The sequence below is a fragment of the Bacteroides sp. Marseille-P8574 genome, assembly GCF_902825465.1.
Taxonomy (GTDB): domain Bacteria; phylum Bacteroidota; class Bacteroidia; order Bacteroidales; family Bacteroidaceae; genus Bacteroides; species Bacteroides uniformis.
In genome coordinates this window covers 1,598,164-1,622,900 of the sequence record NZ_CADEBE010000002.1, presented here as the reverse complement: position 1 = coordinate 1,622,900, position 24,737 = coordinate 1,598,164, and the positions used below count along the sequence as shown (strand labels likewise).

At 48.4% G+C, this 24,737-nt stretch carries 17 protein-coding genes; 14 read left to right on the top strand and 3 right to left on the bottom strand.

Features of this window, described 5'->3' with window-relative positions:
• Positions 1-198 precede the first annotated feature (198 nt).
• The 13 genes from HUX74_RS19455 to HUX74_RS19395 all read left to right on the top strand — a co-directional run bounded on the left by HUX74_RS19455 (position 199) and on the right by HUX74_RS19395 (position 18,491).
• Positions 199-2,694, top strand: coding sequence for a glutaminase domain-containing protein (locus HUX74_RS19455; protein ID WP_174647252.1), 2,496 nt, complete (start codon positions 199-201; stop codon positions 2,692-2,694).
• Positions 2,695-2,711: 17 nt separating this feature from the next.
• Complete coding sequence (locus HUX74_RS19450; protein WP_174647251.1) at positions 2,712-5,018, top strand: GH92 family glycosyl hydrolase; 2,307 nt, start codon at positions 2,712-2,714, stop codon at positions 5,016-5,018.
• A 129-nt stretch (positions 5,019-5,147) separates the two neighbouring features.
• A complete protein-coding gene (locus tag HUX74_RS19445) occupies positions 5,148-6,152 on the top strand; it encodes a glycoside hydrolase family 43 protein (RefSeq protein WP_098032184.1) in 1,005 nt (334 codons plus the stop codon).
• Positions 6,153-6,187: 35 nt separating this feature from the next.
• The gene (locus HUX74_RS19440; RefSeq protein WP_117600801.1) at positions 6,188-7,672 is read left to right on the top strand and encodes a glycoside hydrolase family 125 protein; all 1,485 of its coding nucleotides are present in this window, start codon (positions 6,188-6,190) and stop codon (positions 7,670-7,672) included.
• An 8-nt stretch (positions 7,673-7,680) separates the two neighbouring features.
• A complete protein-coding gene (locus HUX74_RS19435; RefSeq protein ID WP_174647250.1) occupies positions 7,681-9,738 on the top strand; it encodes a beta-L-arabinofuranosidase domain-containing protein in 2,058 nt (685 codons plus the stop codon).
• A 79-nt stretch (positions 9,739-9,817) separates the two neighbouring features.
• A complete protein-coding gene (locus HUX74_RS19430; protein WP_117600803.1) occupies positions 9,818-10,906 on the top strand; it encodes an acyltransferase in 1,089 nt (362 codons plus the stop codon).
• 381 nt (positions 10,907-11,287) lie between these two features.
• Positions 11,288-12,355: a tRNA 2-thiouridine(34) synthase MnmA gene (gene mnmA, locus HUX74_RS19425; protein ID WP_117713812.1), complete on the top strand. Its 1,068-nt coding sequence runs from the start codon at positions 11,288-11,290 to the stop codon at positions 12,353-12,355.
• 23 nt (positions 12,356-12,378) lie between these two features.
• Positions 12,379-13,752, top strand: coding sequence for a S8 family serine peptidase (locus HUX74_RS19420; RefSeq protein WP_174647249.1), 1,374 nt, complete (start codon positions 12,379-12,381; stop codon positions 13,750-13,752).
• Between the two features lie 111 nt (positions 13,753-13,863).
• On the top strand, positions 13,864-15,114 hold the full coding sequence (xseA, locus tag HUX74_RS19415; protein WP_174647358.1) for an exodeoxyribonuclease VII large subunit: 1,251 nt from the start codon (positions 13,864-13,866) through the stop codon (positions 15,112-15,114).
• A gap of 1 nt (position 15,115) precedes the next feature.
• Complete coding sequence (gene xseB, locus HUX74_RS19410; protein ID WP_117600805.1) at positions 15,116-15,328, top strand: exodeoxyribonuclease VII small subunit; 213 nt, start codon at positions 15,116-15,118, stop codon at positions 15,326-15,328.
• Between the two features lie 53 nt (positions 15,329-15,381).
• Positions 15,382-16,401 (top strand): branched-chain amino acid aminotransferase, encoded by a 1,020-nt coding sequence (locus HUX74_RS19405; RefSeq protein WP_016273137.1) that lies wholly within the window; start codon positions 15,382-15,384, stop codon positions 16,399-16,401.
• Between the two features lie 155 nt (positions 16,402-16,556).
• On the top strand, positions 16,557-17,315 hold the full coding sequence (gene trmB, locus HUX74_RS19400; RefSeq protein WP_117600806.1) for a tRNA (guanosine(46)-N7)-methyltransferase TrmB: 759 nt from the start codon (positions 16,557-16,559) through the stop codon (positions 17,313-17,315).
• A 75-nt stretch (positions 17,316-17,390) separates the two neighbouring features.
• Positions 17,391-18,491: an Mrp/NBP35 family ATP-binding protein gene (locus HUX74_RS19395; protein ID WP_117965179.1), complete on the top strand. Its 1,101-nt coding sequence runs from the start codon at positions 17,391-17,393 to the stop codon at positions 18,489-18,491.
• A gap of 92 nt (positions 18,492-18,583) precedes the next feature.
• Here HUX74_RS19395 and HUX74_RS19390 read toward each other — a convergent pair whose 3' ends face one another.
• Positions 18,584-20,653, bottom strand: coding sequence for a M56 family metallopeptidase (locus tag HUX74_RS19390; protein WP_117600808.1), 2,070 nt, complete (start codon positions 20,651-20,653; stop codon positions 18,584-18,586).
• Between the two features lie 2 nt (positions 20,654-20,655).
• Complete coding sequence (locus tag HUX74_RS19385) at positions 20,656-21,018, bottom strand: BlaI/MecI/CopY family transcriptional regulator (protein WP_005829755.1); 363 nt, start codon at positions 21,016-21,018, stop codon at positions 20,656-20,658.
• 206 nt (positions 21,019-21,224) lie between these two features.
• Here HUX74_RS19385 and HUX74_RS19380 point away from each other — a divergent pair, with 206 nt between their 5' ends.
• A complete protein-coding gene (locus HUX74_RS19380) occupies positions 21,225-22,763 on the top strand; it encodes a Gfo/Idh/MocA family protein (RefSeq protein ID WP_119961226.1) in 1,539 nt (512 codons plus the stop codon).
• Between the two features lie 66 nt (positions 22,764-22,829).
• On the opposite strand, the gene HUX74_RS19375 is transcribed toward HUX74_RS19380, so the two are convergent.
• Positions 22,830-24,731 carry a TlpA disulfide reductase family protein gene (locus tag HUX74_RS19375; protein ID WP_174647248.1) on the bottom strand — a complete coding sequence of 634 codons (1,902 nt, stop codon included), beginning with the start codon at positions 24,729-24,731 and terminating at the stop codon, positions 22,830-22,832.
• Between the last annotated feature and the right edge of the window lie 6 nt (positions 24,732-24,737).

Genomic DNA, 24,737 nt, shown 5'->3' with positions numbered 1-24,737 from the left:
TAGACCCACAAAAAAGTAATAAAAGAAGCTTGTACAGGGCTTTTTGAACAGTTTTTTTCTTTTATAGAGCAGTATGTGTCTTTATATATTGGTGCTTTAATGGATATTTGCAATCAAGAATTTTTTAATGCGAATGAAGTATCGTAATTTTATTCGTTAGAGGGCATCAATATTAACATATATAATTATACAAACGATATGAGAAAAAAGCTTTTATACCCCTTGTTGGTATCATGCCTTTTTGCGTGCAGTGACAAGGATACGTCTTATGAAGTCGTCAAGAATGACTTGAGAGCTCCAGCCTACCCGCTTGTTACCATCGACCCTTATGCCAGTGCATGGTCCATGAGCGATAACCTTTATGACAGCCCCGTTCGCCATTGGACGGGTAAGGATTTCCCTCTGATTGGCGTGGTGAAGGTAGACGGTGTTTCCTACCGTTTTATGGGGACTGAAGAATTGGAGATGAATGCAATCGTGCCCACCTCTCAGCAAGGGGACTGGACTGGACGGTATATCACAGACAAGCCCGCTGGCGACTGGACATCTGCCGATTACAATGATTCCGGATGGAAGTCGGACCGTGGTGCCTTTGGTACCAAAGAAAATGAGCCTACAGCCAAGACCCAATGGGGAACCCGCAATATCTGGGTGCGCCGTACGGTAAATATCGACCGCGATTTGACCGGCATACCTGTCTATCTGGAATTCTCCAATGATGATGATGCCGTATTCTATATCAACGGAGTGAAGATACACAGTACGGGAACCACGTGTAATAAGAACAAAGTCGTGAAACTTTCCGATGAGGCTTTGGCTGCTTTGAAACAAGGAGACAACATCATTGCCGCCGAGTGTATCAATCCGGTCGGCAACGGTCTGCTCGACTTCGGCCTGCAGATTCCGAAACATCAGGAAACCGTGTTTGGCAACACAGCCGTGCAGACCTCTGCCGACGTGCAGCCCATGCAGACACACTACGCTTTTACCTGTGGTGATGTCGACTTGAAAGTCACTTTCACGGCACCTCTTTTCATGGAAGACCTGAAGCTGTTGAGCCGCCCCGTGAATTACCTTACTTACAGTGTTGCTGCCCGTGACGGCAAGGAACACGATGTGGAGGTGTACTTTGAGGCCTCGCCGCGCTGGGCGCTCGACCAGCCTTACCAGCAATCTGCAAGCGAGGGATATGAAGCTGACGGGCTGCTTTACTTGAAGAGCGGAAGCAAAGAGCAGAATATCCTGGCTAAGCAGGGCGATGACCTTCGCATTGACTGGGGATATTTCTACATGGTTTCCGGTAAAGAAAACACAGCATACAGCATCGGCAACAGTACCGAACTGCGCAAGAACTTCGTGAACGGCACCTTTAATTCAGCTTCGCTTGCGGGTGAGTACAGCAACGGGAATATGGCCTTGGTGCGTGACTATGGTAAAGTGAGGAAGGTTACCGACAAGATAATGCTGGGATATGACGACATCTATTCCATCCAATACTTCGGTACAAACTTGCGTCCTTACTGGAACTCGAAAGGCGACCGTACCATCGAGTCGGAAATGCTGGCCGCCTACAATGAGTATGACGAGTTGCTGGCACGCTGCTATGCCTTCGATAAAAAGTTAATGGAGGATGCTTCTGCCGTAGGCGGCAAGGAATATGCCGAACTCTGCGCGTTGGCCTACCGTCAGTCCATTGCCGCCCACAAGCTGGTGGAAGCCCCCAACGGTGACCTTTTGTGGCTGTCGAAGGAAAACAACAGTAACGGCTGTATCAATACGGTGGACCTGACCTACCCCTCGGCTCCCCTCTATCTGATCTATAATCCTGAACTGGAGAAGGGCATGATGAACGGTATCTTCCATTATAGTGAAAGCGGCAAATGGACCAAGCCTTTCGCCGCCCATGATTTGGGTACCTATCCTCTTGCCAACGGACAGGTTTACGGAGGCGATATGCCGGTTGAGGAGAGTGGAAACATGCTGATTCTTACGGCTGCCATTGCTGCCGTAGAGGGCAATGCCGGCTATGCGGCCAAACATTGGGAAGTGCTCACCACCTGGACCGACTATCTGGTGGAAAAGGGACTCGATCCTGAGAACCAGCTCTGTACCGACGACTTCGCCGGACACTTTGCCCATAACACGAATCTTTCCATCAAGGCAATTTTAGGGGTAGCCTCTTATGGCCGGTTGGCCGAAATGCTCGGCAAGAAGGATGTTGCCGAAAGCTATACAACGAAGGCCCGTCAGATGGCGGCTGAGTGGGAACGTATGGCCAACGACGGTGACCATTATCGTCTGACCTTTGACAAGCCGGGTACCTGGAGCCAGAAGTACAACCTTGTCTGGGATAAATTGCTCGGACTGAATATCTTTGACACAAAAATTGCAGAAATGGAGATACCTTATTATCTGACGAAGCAGAATATTTATGGTTTGCCTCTGGACAGTCGTGAGACTTATACCAAGACCGACTGGATCATGTGGACTGCTACAATGGCTCCTGACCTGGCCACTTTCCGTGAATTCATCGTCCCCCTGCATAAGTTTATGAACGAAACGATAGACCGCGTGCCTATGTCCGACTGGGTGTTTACCGACAAGCCCAACTGGCGTGGCTTCAAGGCCCGCTCGGTAGTAGGCGGATATTACATGAAAATGCTTGAAGGCAAGCTGATTGGAAATAAACAATGACAAAATCTATTAAACGAATGAAAAGACTTTTTACATGGGGAACCGCCCTCCTTCTTGTAGGCGGTATGCAGGCGGCCTTACTGCCGGTTGACGAGCCGATTACTCCTGTTGATTACGTCAGCACCTTGGTTGGCACGCAATCCAAGCATGCCCTTTCTACGGGCAACACTTATCCTGCTGTGGCAATGCCTTGGGGTATGAATTTCTGGACACCACAGACCGGTACTATGGGGGATGGATGGGCTTATACTTATGATGCCGACAAGATTTGCGGATTCAAGCAGACACACCAGCCCAGTCCGTGGATTAACGATTACGGACAGTTTGCCATTATGCCTATCACCGGAAAGGTGGCTTTCGACCAGGACGAGCGTGCCAGTTGGTTTTCTCATAAAGCCGAGACCGCCACTCCTTATTATTATAAAGTCTATCTTGCCGACCATGATGTGACGGCGGAATTTGCTCCTACCGAGCGTGCCGCTGCCTTCCGTTTCACTTTCCCTGAAACGGAGGAAGCCTATGTGGTGATCGATGCCATGGACAATGGCTCTTTTGTGAAAATCATTCCGGCTGAAAAGAAAATCATAGGCTACACCACCAAGAACAGTGGTGGTGTGCCAAGCAATTTCAAGAACTACTTTGTATTGCAGTTCGATAAGCCTTTTACTTATACTGCTGCCGTGAAGGACGGAAAGATTGCCCCTCGTACCACCGAGGCAGGTGCCAATCATGCCGGTGGCATCATCGGTTTTCATACCCTCCGTGGCGAGCAGGTGAATGTACGTGTGGCTTCCTCATTCATCAGTCACGAGCAGGCCGAGTTGAACTTGAAGGAACTGGGTGACCGGACGCTTGAAGAGGTGGCGAAAGCCGGGCGTGACGAATGGAACCGGGTACTGGGCCGCATTGAAGTGCAGGATACCGACCTCGACCGTCTGCGTACTTTCTACTCTTGTTTCTACCGTTCGGTGCTTTTCCCGCGCAGTTTCTACGAGATAGATGCGCAAGGTCAGGTAATGCACTACAGCCCCTATAATGGTGAGGTGCTGCCCGGCTATATGTTTACCGACACCGGTTTCTGGGACACTTTCCGTTGTCTTTTCCCTTTCCTTAATCTGATGTATCCATCCATGAATGCCAAGATGCAGGAAGGGTTGGCCAATACTTACAAGGAGAGCGGTTTCCTGCCCGAATGGGCCAGTCCGGGACACCGTGGGTGCATGGTGGGCAACAATTCTGCCTCTGTGGTGGCAGATGCTTGGCTGAAGGGACTGCGCGGCTACGACATCGAGACATTATGGGAAGCTGTGAAGAACGGTACGGAGAAAGTGCATCCCGAGGTTTCCTCTACCGGACGTTTGGGACATGAGTATTACAATAAGCTGGGTTACGTGCCTTATAATGTGGGAATCAACGAGAATGCAGCCCGTACGCTGGAGTATGCCTATGACGATTGGTGCATCTACCAGCTGGGACTTTCGCTCGGCAAGTCGAAGAAAGAACTGGCTCCTTTTGCCAAACGCGCGCTGAACTACCGGAATCTTTTCGACCCTGCCCATAAGTTGATGCGCGGCAAGAATGAAGACGGTACATTCCAATCGCCGTTCAATCCCTTGAAGTGGGGTGACGCCTTCACCGAAGGAAACAGTTGGCATTATTCATGGTCGGTTTTTCACGATCCGCAAGGACTCATTGACCTGATGGGTGGCAAGGACTTCTTCAACCAGATGATGGATTCCGTGTTTGTGTTGCCGCCTGTGTTCGACGAAAGTTATTATGGTAGTGTCATCCACGAAATTCGGGAGATGCAGATCATGAATATGGGTAACTACGCTCACGGCAACCAGCCTATACAGCACATGATTTACCTCTATAATTATTCCTCCCAGCCGTGGAAGGCGCAGTACTGGCTGCGTGAGGTTATGGAGCGTATGTACAATGCCAATCCCGACGGCTATTGCGGTGATGAGGACAACGGCCAGACATCTGCTTGGTACGTGTTTTCAGCTTTGGGATTCTATCCCGTCTGTCCGGGTACAGACCAGTATGTGCTGGGTGCTCCTCTTTTCCGTTCTGTGCGTCTGCACTTGGAAAATGGCAAGACTGTGACGATTGAAGCTCCTGAGAATAGTCGTGCCAACTGCTACGTGCAGAAACTTACAGTGGATGGCGTTGACTATACACGCAACTTTCTGACACACGAGCAACTGACGAACGGCTCCTCACTGCGCTTCACTATGGACAATGTGCCCAACAAACTGCGTGGGACAGGAGAGGAGGATGCTCCTTACTCCTTCTCGAAAACGCTTAAAAAGAAGAAGTGACCTCAAAGCCAAAACCATAGCAATTAATGATGAGGGTGTGCCGAATGTCTGACGGAGTGATAGCTGAAAAATGTTTTGACACACCCTCTCTCTTTTACGATAAATCACTGTTTGAAAACCCTATTTACCATGAAACTTAAGAAACTTACTATTTACTGCTTGGCATTGTTTTGCTCCTCTTCTTCCGTTTATGCGCAATCTGGTGAAGAAGTTCAAAAGAAACGTAGCGGCAATCCGATTTTTCCCGGTTGGTATGCCGACCCTGAGGGAGTAGTGCTGGACGGGAAGTTCTGGATTTATCCTACATATTCCGCTCCTTATGATGAACAGACTTTTATGGATGCCTATTCTTCGCCCGACTTGGTGCATTGGACCAAACATCCACGCGTGCTTTCAAAGGAAAATATCCCATGGTTGCGCCGTGCTTTGTGGGCGCCGGCTGTTATCGAGGCCAATGACCGCTATTATCTTTTCTTCGGAGGGAACGATATACAGAACAACTCTGAGATTGGCGGCATCGGTGTGGCTGTGGCAGACAATCCGGCAGGTCCTTTCAAAGATGTGCTGGGCAAGCCCCTGATTGATAAAATTGTGAATGGCGCACAGCCCATCGACCAGTTTGTGTTCCGTGATGACGATGGCACTTACTATATGTACTATGGCGGATGGGGGCATTGCAACATCGTGAAACTGTCTTCCGATTTACTTAGTGTCGTTCCTTTTGATGATGGCACAGTCTATAAAGAAGTGACTCCTCAGGACTATGTGGAAGGTCCTTTCATGTTGAAACGTAACGGAAAGTATTACTTCATGTGGTCGGAAGGCGGTTGGGGAAGTCCCGACTACCGTGTGGCCTATGCCATTGCCGACTCTCCTTTCGGGCCGTTCCATCGCGAGGGAATCATTCTTCAGCAGGATGCCGATGTGGCTACCGGTGCCGGACATCATTCAGTGGTGCGTGGAAAAGGTAAGGACGAATGGTACATCATTTACCACCGTCGCCCGTTGGGAGAAACGGCAGCAAACAGCCGTGCCACCTGCATTGACCGGATGTACTTTGACAAAAAAGGAAAGATAAAGCCGGTGCGCATGACTTTCGAGGGAGTGAAAGCTACCACCCCTCCACTTGACTAATAGCAATTTTCAATTCGAATTTATATAGAAGAAATATGAGTCTTAATTCCAAAAAGATTTGTTTCAGTCTTGTTCTGGCTGCGGCTGCCGGGATGGTTCAGGCTGTCAATAGTAGCTGCCTTCTTGCCGATGCGGGCTTTGTAGCCGTGCAGGATAATACGGCATCTGCTGGTAACTATACCTCTAACCGTCCTAAAGAGAAACAACGACTTTTCCGTTCCACTGCCGTGGAGAAAGAGATTGTCCGTGTACAGAAACTTTTGAAGAACCGCAAGCTTTCCTGGATGTTTGCCAACTGTTTTCCAAATACGCTGGATACTACTGTGCACTTCCGCAAGGGCAGCGATGGAAAGCCTGATACTTTTGTATATACGGGTGACATCCATGCTATGTGGTTGCGTGACTCAGGGGCGCAAGTATGGCCATATGTACAGCTTGCCAATAACGACCCGAAACTGAAAGAGATGCTGGCCGGTGTTATTCTACGCCAGTTCAAATGTATCAATATCGACCCATATGCGAATGCTTACAACGATGGTGCGCTACCCGATGGGCATTGGATGAGTGACCTTACTGACATGAAGCCCGAACTGCATGAACGTAAATGGGAAATCGACTCGCTTTGTTATCCTTTACGGTTGGCTTATCACTACTGGCAGGTGACGGGTGACACTTCGGTTTTCGGTGCTGAATGGCTGGAAGCCATCCGCAATATTTATACTACTTTTTGTCAGCAGCAGCGCAAAGAGGGTGCCGGTCCCTACAAATTTCAACGCAAGACGGAGCGTGCGCTCGATACGCTGAACAATGATGGTCTGGGTGCTCCTGTCCGTCCGGTGGGACTTATCGTGTCCTGCTTCCGCCCGTCGGACGATGCCACAACGCTTCAGTTCCTTGTGCCTTCCAACTTCTTTGCTGTCACTTCCTTGCGTAAGGCTGCCGAGATTCTGGAAACAGTGAACAAGGAGACTGCTTTGGCTGCCGATTGCCGTGCCTTGGCCGATGAGGTGGAAATGGCTTTGAAACGCTATGCAACCTACAATCATCCTGAATTTGGTACCATTTATGCTTTCGAGGTTGATGGTTTCGGTAATCATTTGCTGATGGACGATGCCAATGTGCCTAGCTTGCTTGCCATGCCCTATCTGGGAGATGTAGACGTCAATGACCCTATTTATCAGAATACCCGCCGTTTTGTGTGGAGCGACAGCAATCCTTATTTCTTCAGCGGCAAAGCCGGTGAGGGTATCGGCGGACCGCATATCGGCTATGACATGGTGTGGCCTATGAGCATTATGATGAAAGCTTTCACAAGCCGGGATGATGCCGAAATCAAAACTTGCATCAAGATGCTGATGGATACGGATGCCGGTACGGGCTTCATGCACGAGTCGTTCCATAAGGATGATGCAACTAACTTCACCCGCCCTTGGTTTGCTTGGCAGAACACCCTTTTCGGTGAGTTGATATTGAAGTTGGTTAATGAAGGGAAGGTGGATTTATTGAATAGCATTGATTAAGATATAACATGAAGAACTTATATACATGGGTGGCTGCCTTCCTTTTCGTGGCATTGGCAATTTCGGTTATGGCTTGTACTTCTGCCTCTTCTGCTGGTACGGTGACGGTGGTTGACCGGCCGGATATACATGCTGTCAATACTAATTATATGGGTTACCGTGCCCCGCTTCGTCCATTGAACTTTATAAAATTGCCAGTAGGCAGCATCCGTCCCGAGGGGTGGGTAAGGAAATTTCTGGAGTTGCAGCGCGACGGCCTGACCGGACATTTAGGGGAAATCAGTGCTTGGTTGGAAAAGGATGACAACGCTTGGCTTACGACCGGTGGGGACCATGGTTGGGAGGAAGTTCCCTATTGGCTCAAAGGGTATAGCAGTTTGGCATATATTCTGAATGATCCGAAGATGATAGAAGAAACCAAATACTGGATCGAAGGCGTATTTGCCAGTCGCCAGCCGGACGGTTATTTCGGCCCGGTCAACGAACGCAATGGAAAACGCGAACTTTGGGCACAGATGATTATGCTCTGGTGCCTGCAATCTTATTACGAGTATTCTCAAGACCAGCGTGTCATAGCCCTGATGACAAACTACTTTAAATGGCAGATGACGGTTCCCGACGACCAACTTCTGGAAGACTTTTGGGAGAATAGTCGTGGAGGCGATAATATCATCAGCATTTACTGGCTTTACAGCCATACGGGAGATGCTTTTTTGCTCGAATTGGCCGAAAAGATTCATCGCAACACTGCGGACTGGACTCAGTCGACCTCTTTGCCCAACTGGCACAACGTAAACATTGCCCAATGTTTCCGTGAGCCTGCCATTTATTATATGCAGACCGGTGATTCTGCCATGCTGAAAGCCTCTTATAATGTCCATCGGCTGATCCGTCGTACTTTCGGGCAGGTGCCCGGTGGCATGTTCGGGGCGGATGAGAATGCCCGTTTGGGATATATCGACCCTCGCCAAGGGGTGGAAACCTGCGGGCTGGTTGAGCAGATGGCTTCCGATGAAATTATGCTTCGCATAACGGGCGACCCCTTATGGGCCGAGCATTGCGAAGAAGTGGCATTTAATTCTTATCCGGTTGCCGTGATGCCGGATTTTAAAGCGTTGCGCTACATCACTTGCCCGAACCATGTCGTCAGTGATTCCAAGAATCATCATCCGGGCATTGACAACCGCGGACCGTTTCTTTCGATGAATCCTTTCAGCAGTCGTTGCTGTCAGCACAATCATGCACAAGGCTGGCCCTACTTTGCCGAGCATCTGGTTTTGGCAACTCCCGACAATGGAGTGGCAACGGCTCTTTATGCAGCTTGCAAAGCTGTGGTGAAAGTAGCTGATGGAAAGGAAATCACTTTGCACGAAGAGACGAATTATCCTTTTGAGGAAGACATCCGTTTTTCTGTCTCTACCGAGGGAAAAGTCGTCTTCCCGTTCTATTTCCGAATCCCTTCATGGACTCAAAAGGCGAAAGTGTGCGTGAATGGTGAGGAAGTGGATGCGGTTCCCGTGGCAGGGAAGTATCTCTGCATCCATCGCGAGTGGTCGGATGGTGACTGTGTGGAATTGACGTTTCCGATGTCTTTGTCCATGCGCACCTGGCAGGTCAATAAAAACAGCGTAAGTGTGGATTACGGTCCTCTCACGCTCTCTCTTAAGATTGCTGAGAAATATGTGGAGAAGGACAGCCGCGAAACGGCCATCGGTGATTCTAAATGGCAAAAAGATGCTGACCCTCAAAAATGGCCCACTACTGAGATATATCCCGGCAGCGCGTGGAATTATTCGCTGGTGTTGGACAAGACAGAACCCTTGAAACACTTCGAGGTAATCCGTAAATCATGGCCGGCCGGCGACTACCCTTTTACGGTGGCCAATGTACCTTTGGAGGTGAAGGCTGTCGGCCGATTGGTTCCCGAATGGGAAATAGATGAAACCGGGTTGTGTGGCGTGTTGCCCGAAGAGGATGCAGCGAGAGGCGACAAAGAAGAAATCACACTCATCCCTATGGGAGCTGCGCGGTTAAGGATATCTGCGTTCCCGAATACAAGAGAATAAATTGATGAATGATGCGGACAGTAGTGAAGTGCTGACATCTTTAACTCCTGACTTGCATAAATAGAAAACTTAAAATAAAATGAAACGTATTGCTTTTTTGGATTACGTGCGCGTGTTTGCGTGCTTCTTGGTCATGTTGGTTCATGCCAGTGAGAATTTTTATGGAGCTGCCGGCTCTACAGATATGGTAGGACCGCAGTCTTTCCTTCAGAATGAGGCCGATAGGTTGTGGGTATCAGTTTATGATGGTTTCTCTCGTATGTCTGTGCCTCTGTTCATGATTGTTTCGGCTTATCTGCTTGCACCGATGAAGAAAGGACAAAGCTGTTGGCAGTTTTACCGCAAACGTTTCCTGCGCATCATGCCGCCGTTCGTCTTTTTCATGGTACTATATAGCACGTTGCCCATGTTGTGGGGACAGATAGACGGCGAACAATCTCTGAACGACCTTTCACGTATCTGGCTGAACTTTCCTGCGCTTGCCGGGCACTTCTGGTTTATGTATCCGTTGATAAGTCTTTATCTGTTCATTCCGGTCATTTCACCGTGGCTGGAGAAGGTTTCGGCCAAAGAAGAACGTTTCTTCATCGGATTGTTTCTGATTTCTACTTGTATACCTTTCCTCAACCGTTGGTTTGGTGAAGTATGGGGACAGTGTTTCTGGAACGAATATCACATGTTATGGTATTTTTCGGGTTATTTAGGCTATCTTGTGCTGGCACATTATATCCGCGTGCATCTTACTTGGGGGCGCTCCTTGCGTCTGCGGGTCGGTTTCCTGCTTATGCTGGTCGGCGCGGCGGCTACCATATGGTCGTTCTATGTCCAGGCTGTTCCAGGAGTGGTTCATTCTACACCGGTCATTGAGGTGGGATGGGCTTTCTGTACCCTTAATTGCGTGGCGTTGACGGCAGGCACATTTTTGTTGTTCGGCTGTATCAGCATTCCGCAGCCTCCGCGCATCATTGCCGAAATGTCTAAACTCAGCTACGGCATGTTTCTTATGCACATTTTCTGGCTTGGCTTGTGGGTGTCGGTGTTTAAGTCTACATTGGGATTGCCCACTGTGGCTGCCATTCCGGTTATAGCGGTATGTACGTTTATCAGTTGTTTCGTGGCAACCAAGCTCATCTCGTTGATACCGGGCAGTAAATGGATTATCGGGTAAAAACCTTGTATTCGCTTTCCCGTTGAAGGCTCGGGAGCTGTCAATTGCCTGCTGCTAACCTCACTGTAGTAGGGGCGTAGCGTCACTGCAAAATGGTTGCATTCTTTTTGCACTGATTATCTGCTGATTCATAAATGGTTATGCTAAGAGGAAAGGAGGTGTAATCAAAGACAGATGCGTAATTGATAAGAAAACGCCGGAACACCTATGAAGTGCGGTAGTGCGAAGGAAAGAGGTCTTACCGGAAAAGCCGATGAATAGGAAGGTTGAGGAAGAAGGTGAAGGCTGTGGAGGATGAAAATACTCTCTCTTTAGCTGAAAAGCTGTGTATTCTGCTTGAAAACGTGTACTTTTGCAGATTATATGAATGAATGGCAGAATATGAACAAATCCGAAAAGCGAGTATTAGTGGGAATGAGCGGAGGTATAGACAGTACCGCCACTTGCCTGATGTTGAGGGAACAGGGCTATGAGATAGTCGGCCTCACCATGTGGGTGTGGGGAGACGAACCGGTGGAAGCCCGCAACCTTGCCGACAGTATGGGAATTGAACACCATGTGGCAGATGAGCGTGAGGCTTTCCGGCAGATTATCGTTCAGAACTTTATCGATGAATATCGTCGGGGGCGTACTCCCAATCCTTGTGTGATGTGTAATCCGTTATTCAAGTTCCGTATCCTGACGGAGTGGGCGGACAGGTTGGGGTGTGCGTTCATTGCTACCGGGCACTACACCCGTCTGGAGGAACGGAACGGGAAGGTTTACATTGTTGCCGGGGATGATGATAAGAAAGACCAGTCCTATTTCCTCTGGCGACTGGGGCAGGAGGTGTTGAAGCGATGCATCTTCCCGTTGGGAGCATCCACCAAGATGCAGGTTCGCGAGTATCTTCGTGATAAAGGATATACGCTCAAGGCGGAAGAAGGGGAAAGCATGGAAGTCTGTTTCATCAAGGGAGACTACCGCGACTTCTTGCGCGAGCATTCCTCGGAGATAGACAGTGAAGTGGGGCCGGGATGGTTTGTCAATTCGGAAGGCGTCAAACTGGGGGAGCACAAAGGATTTCCTTACTACACTATCGGACAGAGGAAAGGCCTGGAGATAGCTTTGGGCAAACCTGCCTATGTGCTGAAAATTAATCCGCAGAAGAATACCGTGATGCTGGGCGATGCGGAACAATTGAAGGCCGGATATATGCTGGCCGAAGAGGAGAATCTGACGGATGAAGACGAATTCTTTGGATCGGAAGAACTCACCGTGCGCATCCGTTATCGCAGCAAACCTATTCCTTGCACCGTGAAGCGCCTGGAGGACGGGCGTCTGCTGGTGCACTTCTTGTCGGAGGCTTCTGCCATTGCTCCAGGACAGTCTGCCGTGTTCTATGTCGGCCGGCGTGTGGTTGGAGGCTCATTCATCGCTTCCCAACGGGGCATCGGGATGTTTCTTTAATTTTTAATTTATAATTTCTAATTGTGAAAAGACTTGTACTTCTTTCAGCCTTTGTCCTGTTTGCGGCGGGAGCATCGGCACAACAAGATACTTTGAAGTATCGTATCAGCCTGAAGGATAAGGCTGCCACCACGTATTCGCTGGAACATCCGGAAGCGTTCCTTTCTGAAAAGGCGATTGAGCGTCGCCGGAAGCAGAATCTTCCGATAGACTCGACAGACCTTCCGGTATGCCGTAAGTATGTGGATGAGATTCGCAGGCAAGGCGCGAAGATTGTCGTTACCGGCAAATGGGAGAATTTTGTTACAGTGTCCTGCAACGACTCTGCATTGATAGAGCGTATTGCCGCCCTGCCTTTTGTTCGGAAGACGGAAAAGGTCTGGATAGCTCCCGGAGGTGACGGGCCGTTCATGGCGACAGAGCGCGACTCTCTGATAAACCGCCCGAGCGTGCATCCCGACAGCATTTATGGATTGGCTGTCGACCAGATACGGCTGAGCAATGGCGATAAGCTGCACGAAGAAGGCTTCAAGGGACAAGGAATGACGATTGCCGTTATCGACGCGGGTTTCCACAATGCCGACAAGATAACCGCTATGCAGAATATCCGCATCCTGGGTACGAAGGATTTTGTGAATCCCCAATCGGATATATTTGCCGAAAGCAGCCACGGCATGGCGGTGCTCTCGTGCATCGCCATGAATCGCCCCGGTGTCATGACCGGTACAGCTCCCGAAGCTTCTTTCTGGTTGCTGCGTAGCGAAGACGAATACTCCGAGCATCTGGTAGAGCAGGACTACTGGGCTGCTGCTGTGGAATATGCCGATAGCGTGGGAGTGGATGTGCTTAATACTTCATTGGGATATTACGCTTTCGATGATAAATCCAAGAATTATAAGCTCCGCAATCTGGATGGGCACTATGCGCTGATGTCACGTCAGGCATCGCGCATAGCCGATAAGGGCATGGTATTGGTATGCAGTGCCGGAAATTCGGGCACCGATTCTTGGAAGAAGATTACGCCTCCGGGCGATGCCGAGAATGTGCTGACGGTGGGTGCTGTCGACAAGGAAGCTGTTCTGGCTCCTTTCTCGTCTGTAGGGAATACGGCAGACCATCGGATAAAGCCGGATGTTGTAGCCGTCGGGCTGGATGCCGACGTTATACGTACGGACGGCAACCAGGGAAGGGCGAACGGTACCTCTTTTGCCTCACCCATTATGTGCGGCATGGTGGCTTGCTTGTGGCAGGCTTGTCCCGAACTTACGGCAAAAGAAGGGATAGAATTGGTGCGCCGTTCCGGTGACCGTACGGATTATCCTGATAATATCTATGGCTATGGCGTGCCCGATATGTGGAAGGCGTATCAGGATTATCAGTCCGAAAGAAACAAATAACGAGAATTTCTGTTGGCTTGCCAATAGTGTATTGTCACTTTATCACGAATAAAGTACTGCTTTATTACGGATAAAATTTTATAAAGTTATAACTGGTTGAATGATAGCTATATGGAAGCCTTGTCTTTACAAGAGTTGAATGCCCTTGTGCGCCGTAGTCTGGAGCAGTGTCTCCCCGATGAGTTTTGGGTGCAGGCAGAGTTGAGCGATGTGCGTACCAACAGTACAGGGCATTGCTATCTGGAATTTGTGCAGAAAGATCCCCGTAGCAATAGTCTGGTAGCTAAGGCGAGAGGCACCATCTGGGCAAATGTGTTTCGGTTGCTGAAGCCCTATTTTGAGGAGGCTACGGGGCAGGCATTTGTTTCGGGCATCAAAGTGCTGGTTCAGGTCACTGTCAGTTTCCACGAACTTTATGGATATAGTTTGACAGTGCAGGACATAGATCCCACCTATACGTTGGGCGATATGGCGCGTCGCCGCAGGGAAATATTGAGGCAGCTTGAGGAGGAGGGAGTCCTCACTCTTAATAAAGAACTGGATATACCCCGCCTGCCACAACGTATTGCCGTCATATCTTCACCGACGGCGGCGGGCTATGGTGACTTCTGTCATCAGCTGGAAAACAATTCCCGGGGGTTCTACTTTTATACGGAGCTGTTTCCTGCCTTGATGCAGGGTGACCGTGTGGAGGAGTCTGTCCTTTCTGCTCTCGACCGGGTGAATGCACGCTTGTTCGAGTTTGATGTGGTTGCCATTATTCGCGGTGGAGGCGCCACGTCCGACTTGTCCGGTTTCGATACCTATCTGCTTGCTGCTGCTTGTGCACAGTTTCCGTTACCTATCATAACGGGTATCGGTCACGAGCGGGACGACACGGTGCTGGATTCTGTGGCACATACCCGTGTAAAGACCCCTACGGCCGCCGCCGAGTTCTTGATAGACCTCATGAACAATGCCGCCGATGAACTGGAAATGCTTGTTTCCCGCTTGCATGAGGGGGTCAGGAATCTGTTGCAGCAGGAACAGCGCAAGTTGTCTGTCTGCAAGAACCGGATTCCTTCTGTCTCATACCGCTGCATATCCGATGCAAAAATGGCTTTACTGACTGCGCGGAAAGATGTAGTGCAAGCTGTCACTTCCTATTTGTCCCGCTATCGCCACCGTCTGGAATTGTTGCAGCAACGCTTGGTGGATGCTTCACCGGAAAAGCTGCTTGCCCGCGGTTACAGCATCACGTTGAAAGACGGGAAGGTTGTGAAAAATGTCGGCTTGCTGAATGAAGGAGATGAAATCACCACCCTGCTCCAAAAAGGAGAAGTAACCTCAATCGTAAATCGTAAACCGTCAAATCGTAAATAATATGGTGTCCAAGAAAAAAGAAACCTACTCCGAAGCCATGGCACGTTTGGAGAAAATTGTCAGCCAGATAGACAACAATGAACTGGAGATAGATGTGCTTGCTGAAAAAATAAAGGAAGCAAATGGAATTATAGCATTTTGCAGCGATAAATTGACCAAAGCTGATAAGGAAATTGAAAAATTACTGTCGGAGAAGCGGGAATCTGAAGAATAAAAGCTATTTTTGTTGCAAAATGTACGTAATAGAAGTAACTAATACTTTGAGATATGAAAGAACTTGATTGGGCTAATCTGCCGTTCGGATACATGAAGACAGATTACAATGTGAGAATTTACTATCGTAACGAACAATGGGGCGAACTGGAAGTTTGCAGCGAGGAAACCATTCCTATGCATATGGCTGCCACTTGTTTGCACTACGGTCAGGAAGCGTTTGAGGGTTTGAAGGCTTTCCGTGGCAAAGACGGTAAAGTGCGTATCTTCCGTTTGGAAGAGAATGCAGCCCGCCTGCAATCCACTTGCCGTGGCATCTTGATGCCGGAACTTTCTACAGAGCGTTTCAAAGAAGCTATTCTGAAGGTGGTGAAGCTGAACGAGCGTTTCATTCCGCCTTATGAATCGGGTGCTTCTCTGTATATCCGTCCGTTGCTGGTGGGTACCGGTGCACAAGTAGGCGTACATCCTGCCAGCGAATATCTGTTTGTGGTGTTCGTGACCCCGGTAGGTCCTTACTTTAAGGGTGGATTCTCAACCAATCCGTATGTCATTATCCGCGAATTCGACCGTGCTGCTCCATTGGGTACCGGTACTTATAAAGTAGGTGGTAACTATGCAGCCAGTTTGCGTGCCAACAAGAAAGCGCACGATTTGGGTTATGCCTGCGAGTTCTATCTGGATGCCAAGGAAAAGAAATACATGGACGAATGTGGTGCTGCCAACTTCTTTGGTATCAAGGACAATACGTATATCACTCCGAAATCTACTTCCATCTTGCCCTCCATCACCAACAAGAGCCTGATGCAGCTGGCAGAGGATATGGGTATGAAGGTAGAGCGTCGTCCGGTTCCTGAAGAAGAATTGCTGACTTTCGAGGAAGCGGGTGCCTGCGGTACAGCTGCCGTTATCAGCCCCATCGAACGTATTGACGACGTAGAGAACGGCAAGTCATACGTTATTTCCAAAGATGGAAAACCGGGACCGGTATGTACGAAGCTTTACAACAAGCTGCGTGCCATCCAGTATGGTGACGAGCCAGATACTCATGGTTGGGTAACGATCGTTGAATAATACGGTAATGTCTATCGTATAAGACTTGCCGGGACTTTGTTTTTATACTTTTAGGCACGGATTGCGCGGAAAACACGGATAGATTTAAGAGAAACCGTGAAAATCCGTGCAATCCGTGCTTAAAATAATATGTTTTATGTTTCAATACTTCTTAAATGGGAAAAAACAAGTTAGAGAAGTTTGCCGATATGGCGAGTTATCCGCATGTTTTCGAGTATCCGTATTCCGCGGTAGATAATGTGCCGTTTGACATGAAAGGAAATTGGCATGGGCAGTTTTTCAAAAATGACCATCCTATTGTTCTGGAACTGGGCTGTGGTAGGGGAGAATATACTGTCGGATTGGGACGCATGTTTCCCGATAAGAACTTCATCGGAGTGGATATAAAGGGAGCCCGTATGTGGACGGGAGCTACCGAGTCGCTGCAATCGGGCATGAAGAATGTGGCCTTTCTGCGTACGAATATCGAAATCATCGACCGTTTTTTTGCTTCGGATGAAGTGAGTGAGATCTGGCTTACTTTCTCGGACCCGCAGATGAAGAAGGCTACCAAAAGGCTTACTTCCACTTATTTCATGGAGCGCTACCGCAAGTTCCTGAAGAATGACGGTATCGTTCATCTGAAGACGGACAGCAACTTCATGTTTACCTATACCCGGTACATGATTGAAAGAAACCGGTTGCCGGTGGATGTGATGACGGAAGACTTATATCACTCCGGCATGGCTGATGAGATACTCAGCATCAAGACCTATTATGAACAACAATGGCTGGATCGTGGTTTGAATATCAAGTACATCAAGTTCCATCTTCCGCAAGAGGGCGAGTTGCAGGAGCCGGATGTGGAGATAGAGCTGGATGAGTATCGCAGTTATAACCGTAGCAAGCGTAGTGGACTGCAAACCAGTAAATGATGTGAATCAGTGGTTAAAACTACTGCTGATTCGCATAAAATATAGTAAATAGTAAATCGTCAAATAGTAAATACAATGACATTATATCCAAAATTAATCCTTGATGCATTGGCAACAGTGCGTTATCCCGGCACTGGAAAGAATCTTGTTGAGGCTGAGATGGTGGCCGATAACATGCGGATTGAAGGGATGAAGGTCAGCTTCTCGCTGACATTTGAGAAACCGACCGATCCTTTCATGAAGTCGATGGTGAAAGCTGCCGAGACGGCTATACATACGTATGTTTCTCCCGAGGTGGAGGTTGTGATTACGACTGAAAGCCGTCAGGCGGCACGTCCGGAAGTGGGTAAGCTATTACCTCAGGTGAAGAATGTTATCGGAGTGTCTTCCGGAAAAGGTGGGGTAGGCAAGTCCACGGTTGCTGCCAACCTTGCCGTGTCTTTGGCAAAGTTGGGTTATAAGGTGGGTCTGCTGGATGCTGATATCTTCGGACCTTCCGTTCCTAAGATGTTCCAAGTGGAAGATGCCCGTCCGGTGGCGGAGAACATTGGTGGACGTGATTTAATTGTTCCGATAGAGAAGTATGGTATCAAGCTGCTTTCCATCGGTTTCTTTGTCGATCCCGATCAGGCCACCTTGTGGCGCGGAGGTATGGCAAGCAATGCTTTAAAGCAATTGATTGGTGATGCCGACTGGGGAGAACTGGATTATTTCCTTATTGACCTTCCTCCCGGAACGAGTGACATTCACTTGACTGTGGTGCAGACATTGGCGCTGACGGGGGCTATCGTTGTCAGCACGCCGCAGGCTGTGGCGCTGGCAGATGCACGCAAAGGCATCAATATGTTCACCAATGACAAAGTGAATGTGCCTATTCTCGGTTTGGTAGAGAATATGGCTTGGTTTACACCTGCCGAACTGCCGGAGAATAAATACTATATTTTCGGTAAAGAAGGAGCCAAGAGGTTGGCGGAAGAGATGAATGTACCGTTGCTGGGGCAGATACCTATTGTACAGAGCATCTGTGAGAGTGGTGATAAGGGCACTCCGGTTGCTTTGGATGAGAATACGGTGACCGGGCGTGCGTTCCTGCAACTGGCTGCCGCCGTAGTCCGCCAGGTAGACCGCAGAAATATGGAAATGGCACCGACACGGATTGTGGAAGTGCATAAATAAACATGGATATTTCCTTTATGAAAAAGGAGCAATTGCCCGTCGCCGGGTAACTGCTTCTTTTTCATTTAAACTTGTTTGGAGAGAGAATTAGTTTATTTAGTTGGAGTAACAGTGGCGTTCTGAACAGCAGGACTCTTTTCCGGTTCTTGCAGACGGAACATGATGGGAACTGTATATTTTACATTTACAGCTTGTCCTCTTTGCATGCCGGGCTTCCACTTAGGCATAATGGTAGTCAGGCGGATTGCTTCGGCATCCAGCAGAGGGTCGGCACTGCGGAGAACTCTGGGATTGATGATGTTGCCCTCTGTATTTACGATAAACTGTATGGTAACTCTTCCCTGAATCTTAGCTTGCTGTGCAGCTGCCGGATATTTGATGTTTTTGCTGATGAATTCCATCATTGCGGGCATACCGCCGGGATATTCGGGCATTTGTTCTACAACTTCAAAAATGGTTCCCTCCTCCGGTACCGTTGTACCTTCCGGAGCATAACCCACTACCACCAGTTCATTTATTTTGTTTTCAATGGGAGCATACTTCACCGGGATCTTGTCTTCTGTCAATCGGAACATTACTGGTACCGTAAATCTTACGCGTACTGCTTCTCCGCGTTGTGTACCGGGTTTCCATTTAGGCATGGCACTGACTACGCGCACGGCTTCTTTGTCCAATTCAGGGTCAACGCCACGCAGTATTTTTACATTGGTAATACTTCCATCCTTCTCCACAACAAATTGCACGATACCCCGTCCTTGTATACCTTTCTTCATAGCTGCTTCCGGATATTTGATGTTCTTGCTCAAGTATTCCATCAGTGCAGGCATACCTCCACCAGTGAATTCGGGCATATGCTCTACTACCTCGAAAATCGGATTGTCTGGAGTTCCCGGGTCGCTTTGCATGACTTCATTCCATTTCTCATTGTAAACGATTGTCCAATTCGTTTTGTTTTCTTTGGGTAATCTTTCATCAGTGAAAGAGATGCCTTTCTTTTTGTTTCCGTCTTGATATAAGAATAATAATTTTGCTTTGGGAGAGGCTTTGAATTCAAAACTTCCATCGGCTTGGGTAGTGACTTCGGTAGGAGTAGAATTAGGAACACTTAGTATTTTCACACCTTGTATTGGCTTTCCATCCTTGTCCACTACCTTTCCTTTGTAAGTCACGGTTTTCGTGTCTTGTTCCGGTTGGGGAGCTACTTGAGGGTCTTGAACTTCCGGTGCCGGTTGTTCGGTTTGGGGATCTACAGCTTCTATGACTTCCACCGCAATCTTCTTTGTGGTACGCGCTACGGTTTCGATATTGCTGACAATCATAAGTAAGGCCGCTAAAGGAAGGAACATCAAATATTTGGTTCTTCCTATTTCTTTGGTTCTCTTTTTGTTCATCATCTTGATGCGTTTTTTTAGAGGTAAAACATTGAAACTGTTATAGATGGTTACTGCAGCCTTTTGATGTGACAATCCTAACAAATGGTATTGATAGGTTTTGGAGTCATAGCCGTTTTCCAATACGCGGGCGTCGGCCATATATTCCAGATTGGTACGGATTTCCCGTTTCATGAGCCAGGCAAATGGATTACACCAGCAGAAAATGCACACCAGTTCACTGATGATGACATCAATGGAGTGCCATTGCCGGGCATGTGTCTGCTCATGGGTCAATATTTCGTTGAACTCCTCTTCCGTATGCGAGGACGGGTGGATAAAAATCCAGTGGAAAAAAGAGAAAGGCCCGTCTGCTTTGGGAAGTAGATGTATACTTGTGTTGCCTATTTGTATCTTGCGGCATCGGCATGTTAGGCGGATGATGCCTGCCAGTTGCATGATGAGGCGTATCATCAGCAATGCCACTATTCCCCAATAGGCGATATTGGCATATTCTGAAAGGATGCTTTTCCAGTCGGTCGGAGCCACTTCTGTGCCTACTGTGAGTTCCGGTAGCACAACGCTGGCATAGAGATCTGCCATGGCCACCATCGGTTCCTGCTCCGTAATCCACGTTTGTATGTTCAGCAAAGGTACGGCAGCGGAAACGGCAAAGAAACAAAGCAGTGCGGTTCTGCGCCAGCCGAAAAATGTGTCTTTGTAGAAGAACAGCCGATAGAATGCATAAAACAGTACTATCGCTACATTCACTTTCAGAAAATAGGCTAACATGTTTACTCCTTTCCTTTCTCTATCATATCTATAATGTCTTTCAGGTCATTGGCCGAAATCTTCTGGTCTTTGGCGAAGAACGAAACCATTTCCTTATAAGAATTTTCAAAGTAGTTGCGCACAAAACCGCTCATAAAGGTACGTTTGTATTCGCTTTCGCGTATAAGCGGGGTATACTGGTAGGTATTGCCTACACGTGCGGCACGGATATATTGCTTGCGCTCCAGGTTTTTCACAATAGATGCTACTGTTGTGTAGGGAGGCGCCGGTTTGGGATATTTGGCAACAATGTCTTTTACGAAGCAACTGCCCAGTTCCCAAATGTACAACATTGCTTCTTCTTCTTGTATCGTTAACTTTTCCATGGATAAAGTATTTAAATGAATTCAATACAAATCTACGAATATTTCGTAAACTGGCATCAAACAGTGAGTTAATTAATCTAAATGCGTTTACTGTATGTATATTCTTTTGTCTGATTGAAAAGAACATGGCTGTTGATAATCTTCTTTTGGTTAAGATTGTCTATCTTTGTTGCAATTAATTCTTTTACCTTAAATAAAGCAGAAATATGGGAACAGTTAAATCGTTGTTGCTGGGAATGTGCTTCGTATTGGGTGCATGCACAAGCCAGACTTCTACTGTGCAAACCACAGAGAAGGGAACTCAATGGGAATGGCAAAATGGTACCATTGTTGTCAAGACTCCCGAGCGTCCGGAAGGACAAAAGAGTGTATTGGGACTGACTACTCCGAAGCTGGAGGCAGTGCGTGTGGGTTTTGTTGGTTTGGGGATGCGTGGTCCCGGAGCAGTGGAGCGTTTCACTTATATTCCGGGTACGCAGGTAGTGGCTCTTTGTGATTATGAAGAGGCCCGTGCAGATAAATGTCAGGAGCTCTTGAAGAAGGCATCCATGCCCAAAGCCGCCGTCTATTCCGGTGACAAGGGATACGAGGAACTTTGCAAGCGTGATGATATAGACTTGGTTTATATTGCTGCGGACTGGCTGCATCACTTCCCCGTTGCCAAATGTGCGCTGGAGAACGGAAAGAATGTAGCGATAGAAGTGCCTTCGGCCATGAACCTGCAGGAATGCTGGGATTTGATTAACTTGAGTGAGTCTACCCGCAAGCATTGCTTCATCTTGGAGAACTGTTGCTATGACTGGTTCGAGATGAATACGCTGAACATGGCGCAGCATGGCGTATTCGGTGAAGTTATCCGTGCACAAGGTGCTTATATACATAACTTGAGCCCGTTTTGGGACTATTACTGGAAGAATGGAGAAAATGACAAGTTGGGCTGGCGTTTGGACTACAACATGAAGCATCGCGGTGACGTGTATGCCACTCACGGCCTTGGTCCGGTGGCGCAAGCACTGGATATTCACCGTGGTGACCGTATGGAAACGCTGGTAGCCATGGACACCAAATCTGTGGTGGGCAAGGAGTTGGTAGAGAAAAGAACCGGCGAGGAGTGCAAGGAATTCCGTAACGGTGACCATACCACGACCATGATTCGTACAGCCAATGGAAAGGTGATTGAGATTCAGCACAATGTAATGACGCCACAACCCTATAACCGTCTGTATCAGCTTACGGGAACCAAGGGATTCGCCAACAAATATCCGGTAGAAGGGTATGCGCTTGACGCTGACCAGCTGAGTGCATCGGGCGTTCAGCCCAAAGTGGATGATTTGAATTCACACGGTTTCCTACCGGAAACGGAGATGGAGGCACTCGTGGAGAAATACCAGCATCCCATTTTGAAGAAGTACGGTGAGATGGCGAAGGAAGTAGGAGGTCATGGTGGCATGGACTTCGTGATGGACAGCCGTCTGGTATATTGCCTGCAGAACGGTCTTCCTTTGGATATGGATGTATACGACCTTGCTGAGTGGTGCTGCCTTGCAGAACTGGGAGAACTTTCCATGGACAACGGTTGTGCGGCTGTGGCATTCCCCGATTTCACCCGTGGTGAATGGAATGTGGTGAAAGGCTACAAGCATGCGTATGCAAGTCCGGAAGAGGAAGCGGCTGCTATGGAGAAGGCAAAGGCATTCACTGCTAAACTGAAGGAGCAGGGAGCCAAGGAATGGGCTGAAAAGTAATAACGGTATACTGATAAAACAAAAAACAGCAGGCCTATCCCTGCTGTTTTTTGTTTTATCAGTTTGTCATTTAGTAACTTTCAATAATTCCTCCTTCATCTTTTCCACTCCCGGGAAACCAGTTTGCCTGAACGTGGTGTTTCCTTCTCGGTCTACAATCAGATAAGTCGGTACCCCTTCTATCTTGAATGCGTCCGAGAGGTATTTCCATTGGGTATCTGTCAGGCGGAAGTGTTCGCCGTGGATGTCGGGAATCATATTCTCCCAGGTCTTCAAGGGGGAGGTTTCACCGGTGATGTACAGATATACAATGTCCTTACCTTTCAGTTCCTCCTTCATGGGGACCATCATCTTGTTTGCCATACGGCATGGACCGCACCAGGTGGCCCAGAAATCTACTAACAATACTTTTCCTTTGAATTTGCTGATGATGGAAGTAAACAACTCTTCGTTGTTGACGTTGGTATCCACTTGGTGGATGGTGTAACCCGTCTTTTTCTTGTTGGCTTCGAGCTGTGCAAGCAACTCGTCATTGGCGGCAGTCAGCATTTCGCGGTATGCGGCGGGCATGGCGGCAACGGTTGCCTTTTGCTCGTCGGTGAGTGGGGTGAAGTTCTTGATACCCCGGTAGAGGGTGACATTACGGGCTATATCGAAGAAGATGCCTTTATCTGTTCCCCATGCTTTGGCCAGTTCCTCGCTCCGTTCTACATTTCTTGGAGCCATTTGTACATACTGGTTGGACAAGACTGCCTGCGGCACATTCAATATGCTCATGTCCTCGTCGGACACGTAGTTGGAGGGCACTTTCCGGGAAAGTTCCTGATAGTAGTTGTTTGCTTCCTCCCGTTTGATGAGATTGGCTTGTAGGGCAGCCGATGTCAAGATGCTGGCAACGGAAGACAGCATGGCATTCGTAGTCAGTTTGTTATTGATAGTCAAAAGTTGTCGGGTAGAAACACTGTAAGGCAATTTGTCTATTGCTTCTTGTGTTTCGCCGGATATTTGGAGTACGTATGCTTTGGCTGCATCAATATCCTTGCCAGCCAGTGCAGCTATGTTTTGATAGAGCTTGTCTTGCATGTTGATGTCGGGGTGGTTTCCGTTCAACTCTTGTGCCACGGTTTCTAGAGGCCCGTTGATGTATACCATTTCTCCATAGGGTTTCCCCTTGCTGTGGAATTTAGACTTGCGTCGGGAAGCTTCGCGTAGATTGACGTATATTTCTGTTGTCTTGCCCGGTTCCATGAAGAACTGGAGCATATGTTCTCTACCCAGATACATGGTACATGGGGTAGTGCCGGGCAACGTTACTTCTTTGGTGAAACTGCCGTCAGGCTGGATGTCGAGTGGTATGTCCATGATGTCTCCTTTGATATTCTCCCACACGGCAATACTGATTGGCATTGCCATATTGGGGCGTGAATCCAGGAGTTTCCCTTTCAGCATGGCTTTTCCATATTGGATGACCGGTTCGGGAAGTTCGGCATTAGGGTCGGTTTTGTGCACTACGGCGTTTTGGGGAAGTGCCAATTCCGGCAGTTTCTTGCTTTTCAGCTGTATTCCCCAGATGCTGAATCCGTTTTCCACCTTTTCGCCTTCGGTGAAGTCGAAGGAGGTAGCATTGTCGGATAGGGGAGGAAAGACCAGTTGGAATTCCGCTTCGCCCGATTCGGGCATCCAAAATTCCTTGCCTGGTGTGATGCCTATGCCGGAACGCAGTTGGTAGGTTTCTCCGTTATTGTCTGTCAGGTAGCTGTCGGGTGCAATCTGTATCCAGTACTTGGGACGATACTTGGCATAGATGTGGAGCACGGTTGCCGTGTCACTGATGACTACTTTGCTCACTTCGATGGAAGTCGTGTTTCTTACGATGAACGGTGGTTGGTCAATCACACGGTTTTTGGCTTGCAGGGTACAGCAGATGCACAGTAGGAAGCCTGCTAAGAGGAAATGGATGTGTTTCATATGAAT

Coding starts and splice junctions, on each gene's coding strand:
- HUX74_RS19455 (WP_174647252.1), top strand. CDS start 199: ATGAGAAAAAAGCTTTTATACCCCTTGTTGGTATCATGCCTTTTTGCG.
- HUX74_RS19450 (WP_174647251.1), top strand. CDS start 2,712: ATGAAAAGACTTTTTACATGGGGAACCGCCCTCCTTCTTGTAGGCGGT.
- HUX74_RS19445 (WP_098032184.1), top strand. CDS start 5,148: ATGAAACTTAAGAAACTTACTATTTACTGCTTGGCATTGTTTTGCTCC.
- HUX74_RS19440 (WP_117600801.1), top strand. CDS start 6,188: ATGAGTCTTAATTCCAAAAAGATTTGTTTCAGTCTTGTTCTGGCTGCG.
- HUX74_RS19435 (WP_174647250.1), top strand. CDS start 7,681: ATGAAGAACTTATATACATGGGTGGCTGCCTTCCTTTTCGTGGCATTG.
- HUX74_RS19430 (WP_117600803.1), top strand. CDS start 9,818: ATGAAACGTATTGCTTTTTTGGATTACGTGCGCGTGTTTGCGTGCTTC.
- mnmA (WP_117713812.1), top strand. CDS start 11,288: ATGAACAAATCCGAAAAGCGAGTATTAGTGGGAATGAGCGGAGGTATA.
- xseA (WP_174647358.1), top strand. CDS start 13,864: ATGGAAGCCTTGTCTTTACAAGAGTTGAATGCCCTTGTGCGCCGTAGT.
- xseB (WP_117600805.1), top strand. CDS start 15,116: ATGGTGTCCAAGAAAAAAGAAACCTACTCCGAAGCCATGGCACGTTTG.
- HUX74_RS19405 (WP_016273137.1), top strand. CDS start 15,382: ATGAAAGAACTTGATTGGGCTAATCTGCCGTTCGGATACATGAAGACA.
- trmB (WP_117600806.1), top strand. CDS start 16,557: ATGGGAAAAAACAAGTTAGAGAAGTTTGCCGATATGGCGAGTTATCCG.
- HUX74_RS19395 (WP_117965179.1), top strand. CDS start 17,391: ATGACATTATATCCAAAATTAATCCTTGATGCATTGGCAACAGTGCGT.
- HUX74_RS19390 (WP_117600808.1), bottom strand. CDS start 20,653: ATGTTAGCCTATTTTCTGAAAGTGAATGTAGCGATAGTACTGTTTTAT.
- HUX74_RS19385 (WP_005829755.1), bottom strand. CDS start 21,018: ATGGAAAAGTTAACGATACAAGAAGAAGAAGCAATGTTGTACATTTGG.
- HUX74_RS19380 (WP_119961226.1), top strand. CDS start 21,225: ATGGGAACAGTTAAATCGTTGTTGCTGGGAATGTGCTTCGTATTGGGT.
- HUX74_RS19375 (WP_174647248.1), bottom strand. CDS start 24,731: ATGAAACACATCCATTTCCTCTTAGCAGGCTTCCTACTGTGCATCTGC.